The organism is Levilactobacillus humaensis (assembly GCF_024345185.1).
Taxonomy (GTDB): domain Bacteria; phylum Bacillota; class Bacilli; order Lactobacillales; family Lactobacillaceae; genus Levilactobacillus; species Levilactobacillus humaensis.
On record NZ_BROB01000001.1, the window covers coordinates 1 to 15,688 of the forward strand.

General features: G+C 48.7%; 15 protein-coding genes. 3 read left to right on the forward strand and 12 right to left on the reverse strand.

The window, feature by feature from the left end; genetic code table 11:
- The 3 genes from OCU14_RS00005 to OCU14_RS00015 all read left to right on the forward strand — a co-directional run.
- The coding region (locus tag OCU14_RS00005) for a hypothetical protein (protein WP_261809217.1) at nt 1-184 on the forward strand (184 nt) is incomplete at its 5' end.
- A gap of 729 nt (nt 185-913) precedes the next feature.
- Nucleotides 914-1,549 carry an ATP-binding cassette domain-containing protein gene (locus OCU14_RS00010; RefSeq protein ID WP_261809218.1) on the forward strand — a complete coding sequence of 212 codons (636 nt, stop codon included), beginning with the start codon at nt 914-916 and terminating at the stop codon, nt 1,547-1,549.
- Nucleotides 1,536-2,069 (forward strand): hypothetical protein, encoded by a 534-nt coding sequence (locus OCU14_RS00015; RefSeq protein ID WP_261809219.1) that lies wholly within the window; start codon nt 1,536-1,538, stop codon nt 2,067-2,069. The genes OCU14_RS00010 and OCU14_RS00015 overlap by 14 nt, the downstream gene beginning before the upstream one ends.
- Nucleotides 2,070-2,140: 71 nt before the next feature.
- Here OCU14_RS00015 and OCU14_RS00020 read toward each other — a convergent pair whose 3' ends face one another.
- From OCU14_RS00020 to OCU14_RS00075, 12 genes are all read right to left on the reverse strand, one after another.
- Complete coding sequence (locus OCU14_RS00020) at nt 2,141-2,641, reverse strand: dihydrofolate reductase (RefSeq protein ID WP_261809220.1); 501 nt, start codon at nt 2,639-2,641, stop codon at nt 2,141-2,143.
- A gap of 17 nt (nt 2,642-2,658) precedes the next feature.
- Nucleotides 2,659-3,609: a thymidylate synthase gene (locus OCU14_RS00025; RefSeq protein ID WP_261809221.1), complete on the reverse strand. Its 951-nt coding sequence runs from the start codon at nt 3,607-3,609 to the stop codon at nt 2,659-2,661.
- 13 nt (nt 3,610-3,622) lie between these two features.
- Nucleotides 3,623-5,515: an ABC-F family ATP-binding cassette domain-containing protein gene (locus tag OCU14_RS00030; RefSeq protein ID WP_261809222.1), complete on the reverse strand. Its 1,893-nt coding sequence runs from the start codon at nt 5,513-5,515 to the stop codon at nt 3,623-3,625.
- Between the two features lie 26 nt (nt 5,516-5,541).
- Nucleotides 5,542-6,735, reverse strand: a complete 1,194-nt coding sequence (locus OCU14_RS00035) for a CCA tRNA nucleotidyltransferase (protein ID WP_261809223.1) — start codon at nt 6,733-6,735, stop codon at nt 5,542-5,544.
- 237 nt (nt 6,736-6,972) lie between these two features.
- Nucleotides 6,973-8,235: a tetratricopeptide repeat protein gene (locus OCU14_RS00040; protein ID WP_261809224.1), complete on the reverse strand. Its 1,263-nt coding sequence runs from the start codon at nt 8,233-8,235 to the stop codon at nt 6,973-6,975.
- A gap of 214 nt (nt 8,236-8,449) precedes the next feature.
- Nucleotides 8,450-8,725, reverse strand: coding sequence for a non-specific DNA-binding protein Hbs (hbs, locus tag OCU14_RS00045; protein ID WP_011667553.1), 276 nt, complete (start codon nt 8,723-8,725; stop codon nt 8,450-8,452).
- Between the two features lie 237 nt (nt 8,726-8,962).
- Nucleotides 8,963-10,270: a ribosome biogenesis GTPase Der gene (der, locus tag OCU14_RS00050; RefSeq protein WP_057878912.1), complete on the reverse strand. Its 1,308-nt coding sequence runs from the start codon at nt 10,268-10,270 to the stop codon at nt 8,963-8,965.
- Between the two features lie 93 nt (nt 10,271-10,363).
- On the reverse strand, nt 10,364-11,677 hold the full coding sequence (gene rpsA / locus OCU14_RS00055) for a 30S ribosomal protein S1 (RefSeq protein ID WP_261809225.1): 1,314 nt from the start codon (nt 11,675-11,677) through the stop codon (nt 10,364-10,366).
- Nucleotides 11,678-11,750: 73 nt separating this feature from the next.
- A complete protein-coding gene (cmk, locus tag OCU14_RS00060; RefSeq protein ID WP_125572892.1) occupies nt 11,751-12,437 on the reverse strand; it encodes a (d)CMP kinase in 687 nt (228 codons plus the stop codon).
- A 36-nt stretch (nt 12,438-12,473) separates the two neighbouring features.
- Entirely contained in the window at nt 12,474-13,088 is a 615-nt protein-coding gene (locus OCU14_RS00065; protein ID WP_261809226.1) for a LysM peptidoglycan-binding domain-containing protein, read from the reverse strand.
- Nucleotides 13,089-13,159: 71 nt separating this feature from the next.
- Entirely contained in the window at nt 13,160-14,575 is a 1,416-nt protein-coding gene (locus tag OCU14_RS00070) for a RecQ family ATP-dependent DNA helicase (protein WP_261809227.1), read from the reverse strand.
- Nucleotides 14,550-15,611 (reverse strand): helix-turn-helix domain-containing protein, encoded by a 1,062-nt coding sequence (locus OCU14_RS00075; protein WP_261809228.1) that lies wholly within the window; start codon nt 15,609-15,611, stop codon nt 14,550-14,552. The genes OCU14_RS00070 and OCU14_RS00075 overlap by 26 nt, the downstream gene beginning before the upstream one ends.
- Between the last annotated feature and the right edge of the window lie 77 nt (nt 15,612-15,688).

A 15,688-nucleotide genomic window follows, 5' to 3' on the forward strand; every position in this document is an offset into this window, starting at 1 on the left:
ATTGGCGTACACCATTAGAGGTCTTCTGGGAACAGATGAGGTTCTAATAAGTGTTCGGATAATTCTTGCAATCTCCCATTTTGAAACGCCATTAGTAAAATTGACTAGTTGTCTTAGTTTGTTGCTAATGCTTGGAATTATTTCAGCAATTTTAAATGCCATTGTAAAAGGTAGGGATTATTAAGTGACCAGATTGATGTATGTACAATTCAAATACTTAATGTCACATGTGCTTCAGCGTTTTTTATGGCTTACTGGCATTTACGTCGTGACGATTATTATCTTGAGTATACGATTTCATGCTTACAATTCTATTCTAGAAATGCCGACGAATGGTCCAAGCTTTGAAATGATTCAGGCCGGGCACCCCTACCTGCCTATTTTCTGGATGCTATTACTAACGTTACCCCTATTTATTGTAGGTGATAGTTTTAATCAAGTTCACCAAAAGTTACTGTCCCAAATTAAAGGCCAGAGATTCACCAAAAGTCAGGTAGGACTAGTCAATTTATCTTTTTTAATCTCACTAGTCTTAGGATACATTGGGGTAATCCAGCTAACCACGACACTAGTTGATCTCAACTCTCTAGGGTTCACTGACTTTTTAAAACACCATTTGATTGAACAGTATTTATCATTTAATTTTATCCTGTTTCTGTCACTACTATCGATTCTTGTCATTCAACAGTTGTGTGGCTGGATCAATAGAATCTTCCTCTTACTGGCACCAATACTTCTTGTTGTTTACACCGCCTTTTCGGTAAATAGGCTGAATCCCTTAAATCTGACAATGGCTACAAGAAGAACGGTAATGCCGCAGACAGCAATTGTTGAACTGATAGTTGGTTCCCTACTGCTGTGTGTTGCGTATGTGTTAATCTATGGAAAATTTGAAATGAAATGAGAGAAAATAATGAACTTAATCGAGTTGACGAATGTCAGTAAAGTCATCAAGGGTCGGACATTGCTGGACAATGTCTCCCTGACTGTAAGAAAAGGTAGCATCACAACTTTAGAAGGAATCAACGGCTCTGGCAAAACCTTGATTCTAAAATCCATTTTAGGATTAATCAAAACGACTGGTGAAGTTAAGGTTAATGGTGAATTGGTATCAGTAAGCAGTCGATTCCCGGTTAGATCCGGTGCATTGATTGAATCTCCCAGCATCATAGAAGAATTTTCAGCATTTAAAAATCTTGAGCTCATTGCGAGATTACAAGGGCCTGTCAATGAAGACAGCATTCTACACTTACTGACTAAATTCGACTTGCCTACTGATAAAAAGAATCGGGTTAGAAAGTTTTCGCTAGGTATGAAACAAAAACTGGGTATCGCGCAAGCAATGTTAGGAAACTGTGAATTAATTGTCCTAGACGAACCCACTAATGCGCTGGATGAAGAAAGTATCCAGAAATTAACCACCTACATTCGTGAGATGAATGTGATGGGATCAACATTTCTAATTACATCTCACGATCGGGAATTTTTAGAAAACATCACCTCACAGCGAATAAAGGTAAAGGCTGGCAAAGTAAATGAAGAAGCGTAATTTAACACTGTATAGTCTCATGGCCCTCGTAGCTTTGAGCTTAATCAGTCTAGGCGTTTGGCAATATACAAGAATAAACAATGGGCCTAAGCATCCTGTGAGTGAAAAAATATTTTCTCAAAACGAGTGGGTAAATGCCCCACAAGTTAGGTTCAAGGTTTTAAAGGTCGTGACGTCAACCGGTGCTGATGAAAAACGTGCTACTGTGACGATGCGAATTAAGCAATTGGCCCCCGGGAATTATGGGGCAATAAAAGGGAACTCCAACATTCTCGAAAGCATTTGGATTAATATTCCGTATGGTTTTAGTAATATGAGTCAGTGGATGAAAAACGCCAACGGAACTCGCTATACGATGAAGGAACTGGGCGATGGCAAAAGTAAGATTGCAAAATTCTATTTTACAACCCCTTCTGCTAATTATAAATACAGAAGTGCACCTGCTCGATTAAGCATTTTGATACCAGATAATGATAAATTTGAACACTTTACCAAGTATTCCATGTTGGTAGATTTGTAGGAGCCAAGTGATGTCGATAAAATGACCCCCTGAACTGGAGAAGATCCAATTCAGGGGGTCATTTTATTGGCTTATTTCACTGAATAGCGCTGGTATTGTTCGAACCGATACTCATAAGGATTCTTCTCGTTTCGGACGCCAGGCTGCGTCGCAGTCAACTTGAATTGACTATAATCAATCGCGGGCATCCAGGTATCCCCGGCAAAGTCAGCCTCAATCACGGTGCGATAGAGCTGATCGACATCGGGCAGTAAGGCTTCAAAGATCTGGGCCCCACCCACGACGAAGAGCTTGTCTTGCCGATGGGTTGCGGCATACTGCCGAACGGCATCGATGCTATCAAGCACGATGACCTCTGCGGGAAAGTTGGTACGGTCCTGGTGAGTGATCACGATATTTTGGCGATTGGGTAACGGCCGGCCAAACGAGGCATAGGTCCGTGACCCTGCCAAAATGGTGTTCCCGGTCGTCACGGTCTTGAAGAAATGCATGTCGGCCGGCAGATGCCAAGGGAGCTGGCCATTTTGGCCGATAACGCCCTGGTTACCCTCCGCCCATAAGAAGATCAGCATAGGTGGGTCCTCCTGTCTTAGACGGCCACAGGGGCCTTAATTGCGGGTGCTGGGTCGTAACCTTCGACCTTGATGTCGTGCATGTCGTAATCGAAGATACTGGACTTATCTGGATTCAGCCACAGCTTAGGCGCCGCTTTCGGCGTCCGTGCCAGCTGGGTCTTAACCTGTTCGATGTGATTGCTGTAAATGTGGGCATCACCCAAGGTGTGGACAAAGTCACCGACCTCGAGGCCAACCTCCTTGGCAATCAAGGACGTTAGCAGTGCATAACTGGCGATGTTGAACGGCACCCCAAGGAAGATGTCCCCACTCCGTTGGTAGAGCTGACAGCTCAGTTTACCGTCATTGACGTAGAACTGGAACAGCGTGTGACAAGGTGGCAAGGCCATGGAAGGCACGTCGGCGGGATTCCAAGCTGAAACGATCATCCGTCGAGAATCAGGATGCGTTCGCAACGTCTGAATCACATTGGCCAACTGGTCAATCGTTTCGCCGTTGTGTCCCTGCCAGGCACGCCATTGACTCCCATAAACCAAGCCGAGATCACCGTAGTGGTCCCCGAAGGCTTGATCGTTTAAGATTCGGTCGTCAAAGGCCTTCTTCTCGGCCTGGTACTGGTCATTGAAGTCGGAATCGACGAGTGAACGCCGTCCGAAGTCGGTCATGTCAGGACCATGGTAGTCGGGGCTCTCGATGAACCGTTGAAAGGCCCATTCGTCCCAGATATGGTTGTGATGCTGGAGGAGAAAACGAATATTGGTATCCCCCTTTAAAAACCAGAGTAGTTCCGATTTGATAAGGCCGAAGGGAACCTTCTTCGTGGTTAAGAGTGGAAAGCCTTCTTGCAGGTTGAATCGCATCTGGTAACCAAACAAACTGATGGTCCCAGTCCCCGTTCTATCGGTTTTCTGGTGACCTTCCGTCAAAACAGTTTTGGCAAGGTTGAGGTATGCCTCTTCTAACATGCTGGTCGTCTCCTTAGTCGGCGTATTCGCTGAGATATTCCCAGCGAGCCATCTTTTCATCGAGCTGTTGATCTAATTGGTCTAGTTGCTGTTGCAGATCGGCTAACTTGTCATAGTTGGCGCCATTGGCATTCATGGCGTCCTTAACCTGTGATTTCTGGTCTTCCAGGCCATCGATGACGCCTTCGATACCTTCCCATTCCTTCTGTTCCGCGTAGGTCAGCTTGACCTTCTTCTTAGGTTTGTCAGGGGTTTCTTTTGCGACAGGCTTGGGTGCTTTCTTTTCGGTTGTCTGTGCCTTATCGGCCTTCAGACGGTCGTTCAGGTACGTACTGAATCGGCCGGAATACCGGTCAATCTGGGCGTTCCCATTGAATATCAGAAGCCGATCGGCCACCTTGTCCAGGAAGTAACGGTCATGGGAAACCGTAATAACGGTGCCGGCAAATTGTGAAATGTAATCTTCCAAAACGGTCAAGGTCCCAATATCGAGATCATTAGTTGGTTCGTCTAACAGTAAGACGTTTGGCTGTTCCATGAGCAGTTTCAACAGGTAGAGCCGGCGTTTCTCCCCACCGGATAATTTGCGAATCAGGGTCCCATGCATGAAGCGTGGGAACAGGAATTGTTCCAGGAGATCCGTGACACTGACGGCGTTCCCATCCTTATCCGTGACTGTTTGGCCAACTTCGGAAAGGTAGTTAATCATCCGCTTATCTTCCGGAATGGGTTCGATCTGTTGCGTATAGTAAGCCATCTTGACGGTTTCGCCGATGGACACCGTTCCGGAATCCAGTGGCAGCCGCTGGGCGATGACATTTAAGAGGCTGGATTTGCCGGCCCCATTGTCGCCACTGATCCCGATGCGTTCGCCGGCCTGAATCAAGTCGCTGAAGTCATTGAGAATGTGGTGACCACCGAGATCCAGTGAAGCCTCTTTGAGTTCGATGACCTTCTTCCCAAGACGTTGTTGACCTAAGGAAATGGCAACATTGTGCTGTACCTGACGGGTACCCACATTGTCTTCCAGATCGTTAAAGCGGTTGATCCGGGCCTGTTGCTTGGTTGAACGGGCTTGCGCCCCGGCCTTCATCCAGGCTAATTCCTGTTGATAGAGTCGCTGCTGCTTACGATCCGCAACGGCTTCCTGGTTGACCCGTTCGGCCTTCTCTTGAACGTAATCCTGGTAGTTCCCAGGATATTGGTAGAGTTTCCCGAAGTCGAGTTCCCAGATCTGATTGGCAACTTGATCCAAGAAATACCGGTCATGGGTCACGACGAGTAAGGCCCCTTTGTAGGCACTCAGATACTGTTGGAGCCAGGCAATGGAATCGAAGTCCAAGTGGTTGGTCGGTTCGTCTAACAGGAGTAGATCTGGCGATTGGATCAGCACTTGTGCCAAGCCAACCCGCTTAATTTGGCCCCCGGACATGGTCTTAATCGACTGGGAGAGGTCTGTTATCTTCAATTGTGTCAGGATAGTCTTGACGTCACTCTCGGCCGTCCAGGCGTCCTCTTCGTTCATCTGAGCCTCAGCATCCAGATAGCGTTGAAGGGCCTTTTGATCCTCTGGGTGAGCCCCATAGGTGGCCAGAGCGGCTTCATAACGCCGAATGGTCTTAAAGACGGGTTGGTCTCCAGAAAAGACGGCGTCCATGACCGTTAAGTTCTCATCGAGAGCAGGTTTTTGGGTGAGGTAACCGATGCTGTATTCCTTAGGGGTGTCGATCACCCCTGTTTGGTCATTGCTGACGCCGGCTAGGGTGTCCAATAACGAGGTTTTCCCACTCCCGTTAACCCCAATCAGACCAATACGGTCGTGTTCATTAATGATGAAATTCAAATTATCAAAAAGTACTTTTTCACCATAGGTTCGGTGTAAATTCTCTCCACGTAAGGTTTGCATACTGTCTTCACTCTCTTAGTTTAGATTCAGTTGGTAGTAACTTGTTTAATTAGCGCTGCGGCGTCGTTAGATAACTGTCCCGTGACGACTTGAAATTCGAGATCACCGAGGCTCGCTCCCAATTGGGGTCCGGGTTGAATCCCTGCTTTCATGAGATCGCGTCCCGTGACGGCTAATTGTTTTTTATCATGAATGGGTAGTGCGGCGTAGGCCTGTGTTAGTTCGGTCTCACGATCGGGAGCGCCAAGGATGACGGCGACTTCATTAGCTCGTGCCAAATTAGCGCCACCCTGGTAAAGTTGCCAGGCATTGAGCTCCCCTTGGCGAAGGCGTTGTGCCATCTGGCTGGCATTCTGAACGATGGCGATGGTCTGATTGGCCGTCTTCCAGTGTTTCAGAAATGGGGAAACTTCAGCGACTGGCAAGTCGAATTGCGTGGCGAGCAGTGTCCAAGCAGTCTCGGCATCACTGACCCCACTGGTCAGGCGTTGCGTCAAATCAGTTAAGGCGGCCTCATGCGTCGCAAAGTCCGGACAATGTTGCCACAAGCCTGTCTCCATGAACGGTTTCAGTCCCCGTTGTGGTGTCCGACCCGTGAAGAGTTTGAGAAGTTCGACTTGAGTCCGTTCAACGGCAATTTTAGCAAGTAGTTCGGCGTGATCGGTGATGGCCGCCAAAGTTGGTTCAACAATGTTAAAGTCGAGTTGACTTGCGAAGCGGACAGCTCGCATCATGCGCAAGGCATCTTCGTGGAACCGTTCCTGAGGATCGCCCACAGCGCGAATTTGATGATTTTTCAGGTCGCCGAGGCCGTCGAAAAGATCAATGATTTGGCCGTCTTCCTTCATTGCCAAGGCATTGATGGTAAAGTCTCGGCGCTTGAGATCTTCTTCCAATGAGCGAACGAAGGTTACTTGGTCCGGTCGCCGGAAATCGGTATAGGTTGACTCCGACCGAAAAGTCGTCGTTTCATAGCCGGTTCCGTGGTCTAAAATCATAACCGTTCCGTGTTCGATACCGGTATCGACGGTGCGGTGAAAGAGCCCCTTTATCTCATTAGGATAGGCACTAGTGGCGATATCAACGTCGTGAATGGGTTTCCCTAAAATGGTGTCACGGACACTGCCGCCAACGAAGTAGGCTTCGTAGCCCGCGCGTTCAATAGTTTGTAAGACGGGCCGTGCCAGCTCGAATTCCTGTGGTAAGTGGGTCAATTGCATGTTTTCCGTCACCTTTCCAGCCGATAGTAGTCGGTAATGCTCTATATGCCAGTCTAACAGATTCGGCCGCAGAATTGAATTCAAAGACGGGGTCGTTTTGACTGAACTGGGCCGACTGTTGTTTAGGGGTTGCAACCGCGGGTTTTGCGGTTGTGATTCTAAAAATGCCATAGGTTAAAGTAATTATTGTGTTATGACTTATTAAAAAAGATGACCTACTCGGCCACCCTTTTGTTCTTAATCTTCTTGATAACCTTCTAACATCAAGGCCATCTCTTCATCATCTGGGACAACCTTCAGATAAGCCTCGAGTAGTTTCACGACTTGGTCGGTAGCCCCTTCCTCACGGTAAAAGTAAATGGCTGGCTTTAAGAAGTCGGCCTGATCCATAAAGAATGGTGTCGCAGCATCGTAGTACTTTCGTGCCGCGTCATAATCCTCTTGATTTAACGCCGTCACTGCCAGGTTCCAGTATAATTGTGGGTCGGCATCCTCACTCGCCAAATAAGGCTTGGCAAGTTCAGCATTCTCGTCCCAACGCTCCTGCTTCACATAAAGGTTACTGAGCTGAATCACGGCACCTAAGTCCTCGCTATCCAGTTCATGTCCCTTCTTCAGGTAACGTTCAGCGAGCTTCTCATCGTCCAATTTTGTGGCCACGTGAGCCGCCTGGAGCCAGAGCTTCTCGTTATACTGGTCAACACCCAAACCTTCCTGGAGGCTCTTCAGGGCCTCAGGAAGCCGGTTCTCGTCCTCTAGGGCTTGTCCCAGATAAGGATAGAGTGACGTGTAATGCGGATCACTATCCTTTAATTCGTTAAATAAGTTAATCGCCGTTGCCCGTTCCTTCAATTGCAGGTAGGTAAATGCCGTTTCAAATTTGACATCCGGGGTCATATCACCTGGATGAATCTGTTTGAGATAGCCGATGGCTTGCTCAAATCGGCCCGCGTTGGCATAAGCGACCCCTAGCCGTTCCACCAGGTTAACCTGTGAGAGCGACGTCGTGCCACTGGTGATCAGGTCGAGGTACAAGGGAATAGCCTTCCGAAATTCACGCATGGTGAAGTACAATTCGGCCAGAGCAAAGGTAATCACCGGCTCGTCTGGGGCCAATTTCTTCGCCGTCAGGAGCTTCTGCTCGCTCACCTCAAAGAGCTCTTGGGTCTGATACAAGTCGGCGGCAACCATCAAGGATTCCACATAGGCCGGTGAATCCGGGTTGACCTGGTTCAAATAGTCCAGGGCTTCGTCATTTTTATCTTCATCAATCGCAATATCTGCTAAGTTCGTTCGTAGCTCATCCTCGTCCGGATACTTCTTCAAAAGTTTCTCATAGATGCGTCGGGACTGGTTCAGAAAGCCCAGTGAGTAGAGTTCCTCCGCCAAACTGAATAAGGTATCATCGTCGTCATGACGCAGCGACAAGGCATACTGCTTTTTGAAATCCTCGAGCTGCCCCTTTTCCAATTGGTCAAGTGCTGTTTGTGCGTAACTCATAACCCGCCTCCATTTAATCTGCTTGTTAGGTGTAGCACTGCCACGGCTACACCCGTTTCATTAAATTCTCTAAAATTCGCAACGCATTTAATTATACGCAATCCCAGCAAACATGGAAACTATAAACACTCAGTCCAGCACAAATTTTGGACAATAAAAAACCAGACCGACAAAAGTCGACCTGGTCCTTTACCGATTAAATAATGAAGAGTCATTATTTAACAGCATCCTTTAAAGCTTTACCTGGCTTGAATGCAGGTACTTTGCTTGCAGGGATTTGGATTTCTTGTCCAGTTTGTGGGTTACGGCCCTTACGAGCTGCACGTTCACGAACCTCAAAGTTACCAAAGCCGATCAATTGAACCTTTTCGCCTTTAGCTAACGTTGCTTGGACAGAATCGAAGACTGCATCAACTGCAGCCGTTGCGTCTTTTTTAGTTAAACCAGTTGCAGTTGCAACGTCGCTAACCAATTGTGCTTTGTTTGCCATGTTTGAATTCACCTCCTGCAAAGAAGATTAGATGATTACCATCTAGGTCATTTTTGAGTGGTCCAAAAATGATGAAACAAATACGGTCAGCCGCATCATTTCTTAATCAAAGATAGCACAGGAAGCCTTATATGACAAGGGATAACGGCATTTTTTAGTAATAAAACGTCGAATATTAAGAGTTTTCGGTGAAAACTCACCAAAATCCCCCTTAGACCCGGTCTAAGGCCCTTTGTCCTACTTTCTTGCGCGTTCGATCAGATGAAGCGGTGTTCCCTCGAAATCGAAGTGTTCCCGAATCTGATTTTCTAAGAAACGTTCGTAAGAGAAGTGCATCATTTTCGGATCGTTGACGAAAACCACGAAAGTTGGTGGGGCCACGGCGACCTGCGTCGCGTAGTAAACCCGCAACCGTTTCCCGTTGTCCGAAGGCGTTGGGTTAACGGCAATGGCATCCATGACCACATCATTCAATGTGGACGATTGGACCCGCTTATTATGGTTCTCGGAGACTCGCTTGATCAGTGCCGGAAGTTGTTCCAAACGTTGGCCCGTCTTCGCAGAAACGAAGATAATTGGGGCGTAGCTCAAGTATTGGAACTCTAGTCGAATCAGGTTCTGGAAGTCCGTCAGCGTATGGTTATCCTTCTTCAAGGTATCCCACTTGTTGACCAAGATAATAATCCCGCGGCCCGCCTCATGAGCGTAACCAGCAACTCGTTTATCCTGTTCACGGATACCTTCTTCAGCATTCATGACCATCAGGACAACGTCGGAATTATCAATCGCTCGCATGGCCCGCATCACACTGTAACGTTCCGTGTTTTCGTAAACCTTCCCGCGCTTCCGAATTCCGGCCGTATCGACCATGGTGAACTTCGTCTTATCAGCGGTAAACTTGGTATCAATCGCATCACGCGTGGTCCCGGCAATGTCAGAAACAATGACCCGGTCTTCACCAAGAATGGCGTTAACCAGTGATGATTTCCCAACATTGGGCCGACCAATCAGACTGAAACGAATCGTATCGTCCTTAGGAGCACCACTGTTGTCAGGGAATTCCTTAACAACAGCATCAAGTAAGTCTCCTAAACCAAGTCCGTGAACCCCAGAAACGGGGTATGGATCGCCGAATCCTAAGGAATAGAAGTCGTAAATTGACTCCCGAACTTCAGGGTTATCGGCTTTATTGACGGCCAGAATGACTGGCTTGTCGGCCCGATACAGGATCTTAGCAACCCGTTCATCGGCATCGGTCACACCCTCAGGGGCGCTCACGATAAAGACGATCACATCGGCTTCTTCAACCGCGATCTCGGCTTGTTGGGTAATTTGATTCATGAATGGTTCATCACCGAGGTCAATACCCCCGGTATCAATCATCCGGAATTCGGTTCCTAGCCACTCTCCACCGGCATAGATCCGGTCACGAGTGACACCCGGTGTATCTTCAACGATCGAGATACGCTCACCGGCAATCCGGTTGAATAGCGTCGACTTCCCCACGTTGGGGCGGCCGACAATGGCAACTACTGGAAATGCCACGACAATCCCTCCTTTAATTTCAAATAGTGACGAAAAAAGGTCTGGAACGAAACCAACAAAAGTTTCGCTCTAGACCCATTTCAACCAAACGTATTAGTTGTTTTCGTTATCTTCCATATCTTTCTTTAAGCTATCACCAATCAGATCACCTAAAGAGAAACCAGTGCTTTCTTCTGGGGCGTTAGCCGTTGAAGTTTCAGCAGAGTTCCGGCTGTTACGACGACGGTTGTTGTTACCGCCATTGTTACGGCTACGGTTGTTGTTACTGCTGCTCCGGTGTTCGCCAGCATTGCTGTCGTCGCCAGATTGTGGCTTTTCTTCAAGAGCCTTGATTGATAAGGCCAAACGGTGGTCGTTAGGACGAACGTCCAAGACCTTAACCTTGATTTCTTGACCAACCTTCAGAACGTCAGCAGGCGTTGCGATGTGTTGGTGAGAAATTTGGGAAATGTGAACTAAACCTTCAACGCCAGGGAACACTTCAACGAAGGCCCCAAAGCTAGTCAAACGCTTAACAGTTCCATCCAAGACACTACCTTGTGGTGCCTTTTCTTCGATACCGTCCCAAGGTTCTGGTAACGTTTGCTTGATGGAAAGGGAAATCCGGTCACGATCTGGGTCTACAGATAAGACCTTAACCTTAACTTCTTGACCCACCTTCAAGACATCGCTAGGCTTTTCAACCCGTTCAAAGGCGATTTCTGAAACGTGAACCAACCCATCAACACCACCAAGGTCAACGAAGGCACCGAAGTTGGTCAAACGAGCAACCTTACCTTCGACAATGTCGCCGGCGGTCAACTTAGCCATGATTTCAGCCTTTTGTGCTGCCCGTTCCTTTTCGACAAGTGCCCGGTGAGATAAGATTAACCGGTTTTCGCTAGGTTCGATTTCGATGATCTTGAATTCAAGAGTTTGGCCCTTGAATTGAGAAAGATCTTCAACGAAGTGGTCGGATACCATAGATGCAGGAACGAATCCACGCACACCAGCATCAACGACTAACCCACCCTTAACCACTTGGGTAACAGGGGCAGTTAACGTATGACCAGCTTCGAATTCCTTTTGGATGTCGTCCCAAACCTTACGGGCTTCCAAACGACGTTGAGACAGTAAGTAGCTACCGCCTTCCTTATCGGTACCGATACGAGAAATTACGACGAGGTCCATAACGTCCCCGACTTTAATTACAGTATTAATGTCATCTACTGGCTTAGTTGATAATTCCTTCTTAGGAACCACCCCTTCAATACCAGTGTCGGCAATGCCGACGATTGCTTGTTGGTCATCATCAATTGCTAAGACTTCACCCTTAACAACGTCACCAACTTTAACGGTTTCGATGCTGTTTAAAGCATTCAATAAATCGTTGTTTTCATTGTTTTGACTCGTGCCATTTTCACTCATGCGAATTTTTCCTCCTTGCGACAACTCTATATACTATTCTAGCCGATTGTGCCAGTAAAAGCTAGTAAAATGCCTATTTCTCTAGGGATTCTTTTTCTTGAATAATTTCAGCGATTCGATCGGCCACTTGTTCGATAGACATTGACGTCGTATCGAGCCGAATTGCGTCGTCTGCTTGCGTTAATGGTGAAATCTTCCGAGTAGAATCTTTGCGATCCCGTTCTTCGATCTCGTACTTCAATGTTGCCAATGGGGTATCAATCCCCTTAGCTGCATTATCCTTCAAACGGCGTTGGGCCCGTTCATCGACGCTTGCAACCATGAAAATCTTCACTTCAGCGTCCGGCAGAACGGTCGATCCAATGTCGCGACCATCCATGACAATGCCTCCAGCGTCGGCGATTTGCCGTTGCCGTTCCGTCAATTCGGAACGGACCGCAGATAGTGCGGATACTTGAGAAACCGCGTTCGTCACATCCGGTTGGCGAATGGCTAACGTCACTTCGGTATCATCCACGTAAACCTTTTGAACGGGCTTACCGGGTTCAAACCGAATCACGATGCCATCTAACAACTTTTTGATAGCGGCTTCGTCATCCAAAGCAACACCTGCCTGTAACGCCTTCCAAGTAATTGCCCGATACATTGCACCTGTATCACAGTAGATGTAGTGGAACCGTGTTGCGACAATCTTAGCAACCGTACTCTTACCAGCTGATGCCGGTCCGTCGATTGCGACTTGCAAACCTTGTTTATCCATGAAAACCAAGCTCCCTATCCAATTTTAATCATTTGCTTATCTAACCCGTAAGCGCTGACCCGGATACAATGATGAACCCGAGGAAAGGCCGTTAAGTTCTAGCAATTTGTCTACCGAGATACCGGCGTTAGTCGCCACCCGATAAACCCCTTGGCCAGATTCAACGGTCGTGTACTTGGCACCAGCAGTTGTACTACTACTGCTACTCGTGGTCTTGCTAGACGATGAGGCTGCTTGACTTTCTTGGGTAGCCGAAGAACTGCTAGTCTTCGTTGCTGAACTAGCAGTCGTATTTGACGTTGAACTCTTCTTGCGACTACTAGTCGTTGAGGAAGACTTTTTACTGGCCGAGGATTTGCTCGACTTGTGTTTAGCCGCCTTAGACGAGTGTGACGAACTGGCCGCCACGCTCTCTGTATTCTCGGGCCGGTTAACCGCGCTTTGCCGTGCTAAACCATAAACCAGTGAGGCCGCTGCAATAACGATAATAATCGCGACGAGAATAATCGTCACCATCGTATTGCTGTGATTCTGCCGCCGCATCTTTGACCGCGACAGGTTACCCTGATCGTCGCGATCATCGGCAAACGATTGATCCCACGGATGGGATTCTTGCTCCTTTGGTGTTTGATCGTCACGCTTTTGACTCATCATCTAACCTCCCAGAAAAACTTTCACCCGTAATTGTACCATATCGACAACCTGAATTCTCTAAAATCTTCTTAAAATAGCTGTCTGAGCTGGTCACGCCATGCAGTTTTGGTGCTAGTGACTGTCGCCAGAGTCGACTGTTGGAGCCCCAAGGTTGCCAAATCGAGGGCCACTGCTTTAGGCGCACAGCACTTATCGCTGTGCGTTCCCTGCTCATCGAAGGCTTTCAGCCAATTCTGACGCAGGCAATGCGGTTCTCTGACGTAGCTGAGCATCTGGGCCAAGGCCCGATTGCGTTCTCGCTCCCGTCGTGTGAAGAGCCGAACTACCGCCGCCTCACTAATCCCGTGATTACGGTAAAAGGCCAGGAGATGTACTCCGGGGTCGTTGACATCAAACGCCGCCGGTCGTGCATAGTAATCATGCACGGTGACCGCTGTTGGTCGATTGGCCTGTCCCAGCATCAAGGGTAACTGCTCATCCCCGGGAGCATACAACAATACGGCTAGACTGGGTTCACCATCCCGACCGGCCCGGCCGATCTCCTGCGCATAGCTTTCCATATCCGCTGGCAGGTGGTAGTGAATCACATACCGAACGTCATTCTTATCGACACCCATCCCAAATGCACTGGTGGCACAGATCAGATCCAATTGGCCGGCCATATATTGTTGCTGAATCTTAAACCGTGACTCATTGTCTAAACCGGCATGGTAAGCCGCAACGACCTTGCCCGTTTGTGACTGCAACCACAAGGCCATGTCACTGGCAAGTTGCTTGCTAGAAAAGTACACGATTCCCGGCCCTGGCAGCTTACCTACCAGTTCGGCCAACCGCGCCTGCTTCTCGTTGCCATCGCCCACGTCTTCCACATCCAGAAAAATATTTGGACGATCCACGGAAGTTGCCACAACCTGTGGCTGACACCGTAACTGATGGGCGATCTCCTGGCGGGTCGTCTTACCCGCCGTGGCCGTCAACATCAGCGTCCGGGGCATCCCCAATTTCTCACGAATAGCACCCAATAACAGGTATTCCGGGCGGAAATCAGGCCCCCACTGGACGATACAATGTGCCTCATCAATGACGAGCAGACTGAGATCGACCTGACGAAGTTGACTCAGCATTGTCGGCTGCGACAACATCTCCGGGGACATGAAGAGAAACTGATACTCCCCTAAATGACGTAAGATCGCCTGGCGTTCGTCTCGTCCGGTTAGCGAATTAATTGCCGCTACTCGGCGAAACCCAGCCATCCGCATGCGATCCACTTGATCATTCATTAAGGACAATAAGGGCGATACGATCAGGACACAGCCCGGATGACGATACCCATAGAGCTGATAGATCAGTGTCTTACCGGCACCAGTCGGTAGAACGGCCAGCACATCTTGTCCCGCCTCTAGGTCGCGTAAAGTCTCCGCCTGCCCCGTTCGGAACTCTTCAAAACCAAAGACCCGTTTAAGACTCGCTGTTAGCTCTTCCATCGACTAGCACGCCCCCTTTCTCAATCCAAATGGCATAGAGCCGAAAATAAAAGAAGTCATATTGCTGCTGCAAATCAGCGGGCAGACTGGTGTATTGCCAGTCATCGATTGCCCCCGTTAAATTCTGGGCAAAAAGCCGACATAACTCGGGTGTCAGAATTTGCTCATAGGGAAAGCCCGACAGTGGGAGAAAAATGGCCGCTTCCAGTAGATGCTCCCGCACCGTACTCAACTTAATTCGACGTTGTGCCGCCACACGGTCAAGGTCGCCAGTCTGCCGGACCGCTTCTAATGTCAGCTGGGCACTCCGCGTGACCGGTGATTGCCACAGGCTATTCAGCAGACTGGTAAATGGCGTCTCTGCGACCCGAGCATCCTGACTGATCTGCATCAGGCCATCCAGTTGCATCAGGGTAACCTCCCAGGCCGTCTGCTGATGCGCCTGTGCGACCTGTTCTCGCGTTAACCCAGGATGCTGATAGCCAGTCAACAGACTCGTCGTGACCACCGCAACCTCCTCTGGTAGCTGTTCTAGGGCGTGTGTCAGGGCTTGTAAAAGCTGCTGACCCAGTTGGTCGGATTTTACCCGTTGAAACCAGGCTCTGACCGCCTGACGAGTCGCCAAATCCGTCATCAGTGGATAGTAACGCCGAGTGGCATGGGTATATTCACTAACCACCTGAACGGCTAACAGGATCCGCTGCCGTGCCGCCATCAAATCCAACTGAATCCATTGATCGGCCGTTTGTGGCCGATAGTAATCTCGTTGGGCGGCAATGACTCCGGCCGGCGTTAATCGTAGCTGGTCATTTTCCTCATCCAGCGTTGCCAAGCCTCCGGTGACCAGCGACCGGGCCGAAGCATCTAACGCCCCACGATCGAGCGTCTTATCCAGTCCGATAAGCGGCAATAACTGGTATCGCTGTCCCCAATAAAGCGTTGAGACCGTCTTTTTACCACGAAGGAGGTTTTCGATCACCCGCAGACGCCGGGCTTGTTGTGGGGTCAAAACCTGAATTAAATCCGCCGCTTCCAAAAGACCATCTCCTCATATCGCTTAATTTTACCATAGAAAAAGGACTGACGACTGCCAGTCCCTCGTTTGCCTGTAAT

What these genes read in the sequence shown, in the direction of transcription:
- OCU14_RS00010 (WP_261809218.1), top strand. Translation starts at nt 914, where the DNA reads ATGAACTTAATCGAGTTGACGAATGTCAGTAAAGTCATCAAGGGTCGG.
- OCU14_RS00015 (WP_261809219.1), top strand. Translation starts at nt 1,536, where the DNA reads ATGAAGAAGCGTAATTTAACACTGTATAGTCTCATGGCCCTCGTAGCT.
- OCU14_RS00020 (WP_261809220.1), bottom strand. Translation starts at nt 2,641, where the DNA reads ATGCTGATCTTCTTATGGGCGGAGGGTAACCAGGGCGTTATCGGCCAA.
- OCU14_RS00025 (WP_261809221.1), bottom strand. Translation starts at nt 3,609, where the DNA reads ATGTTAGAAGAGGCATACCTCAACCTTGCCAAAACTGTTTTGACGGAA.
- OCU14_RS00030 (WP_261809222.1), bottom strand. Translation starts at nt 5,515, where the DNA reads ATGCAAACCTTACGTGGAGAGAATTTACACCGAACCTATGGTGAAAAA.
- OCU14_RS00035 (WP_261809223.1), bottom strand. Translation starts at nt 6,735, where the DNA reads ATGCAATTGACCCACTTACCACAGGAATTCGAGCTGGCACGGCCCGTC.
- OCU14_RS00040 (WP_261809224.1), bottom strand. Translation starts at nt 8,235, where the DNA reads ATGAGTTACGCACAAACAGCACTTGACCAATTGGAAAAGGGGCAGCTC.
- hbs (WP_011667553.1), bottom strand. Translation starts at nt 8,725, where the DNA reads ATGGCAAACAAAGCACAATTGGTTAGCGACGTTGCAACTGCAACTGGT.
- rpsA (WP_261809225.1), bottom strand. Translation starts at nt 11,677, where the DNA reads ATGAGTGAAAATGGCACGAGTCAAAACAATGAAAACAACGATTTATTG.
- cmk (WP_125572892.1), bottom strand. Translation starts at nt 12,437, where the DNA reads ATGGATAAACAAGGTTTGCAAGTCGCAATCGACGGACCGGCATCAGCT.
- OCU14_RS00065 (WP_261809226.1), bottom strand. Translation starts at nt 13,088, where the DNA reads ATGAGTCAAAAGCGTGACGATCAAACACCAAAGGAGCAAGAATCCCAT.
- OCU14_RS00070 (WP_261809227.1), bottom strand. Translation starts at nt 14,575, where the DNA reads ATGGAAGAGCTAACAGCGAGTCTTAAACGGGTCTTTGGTTTTGAAGAG.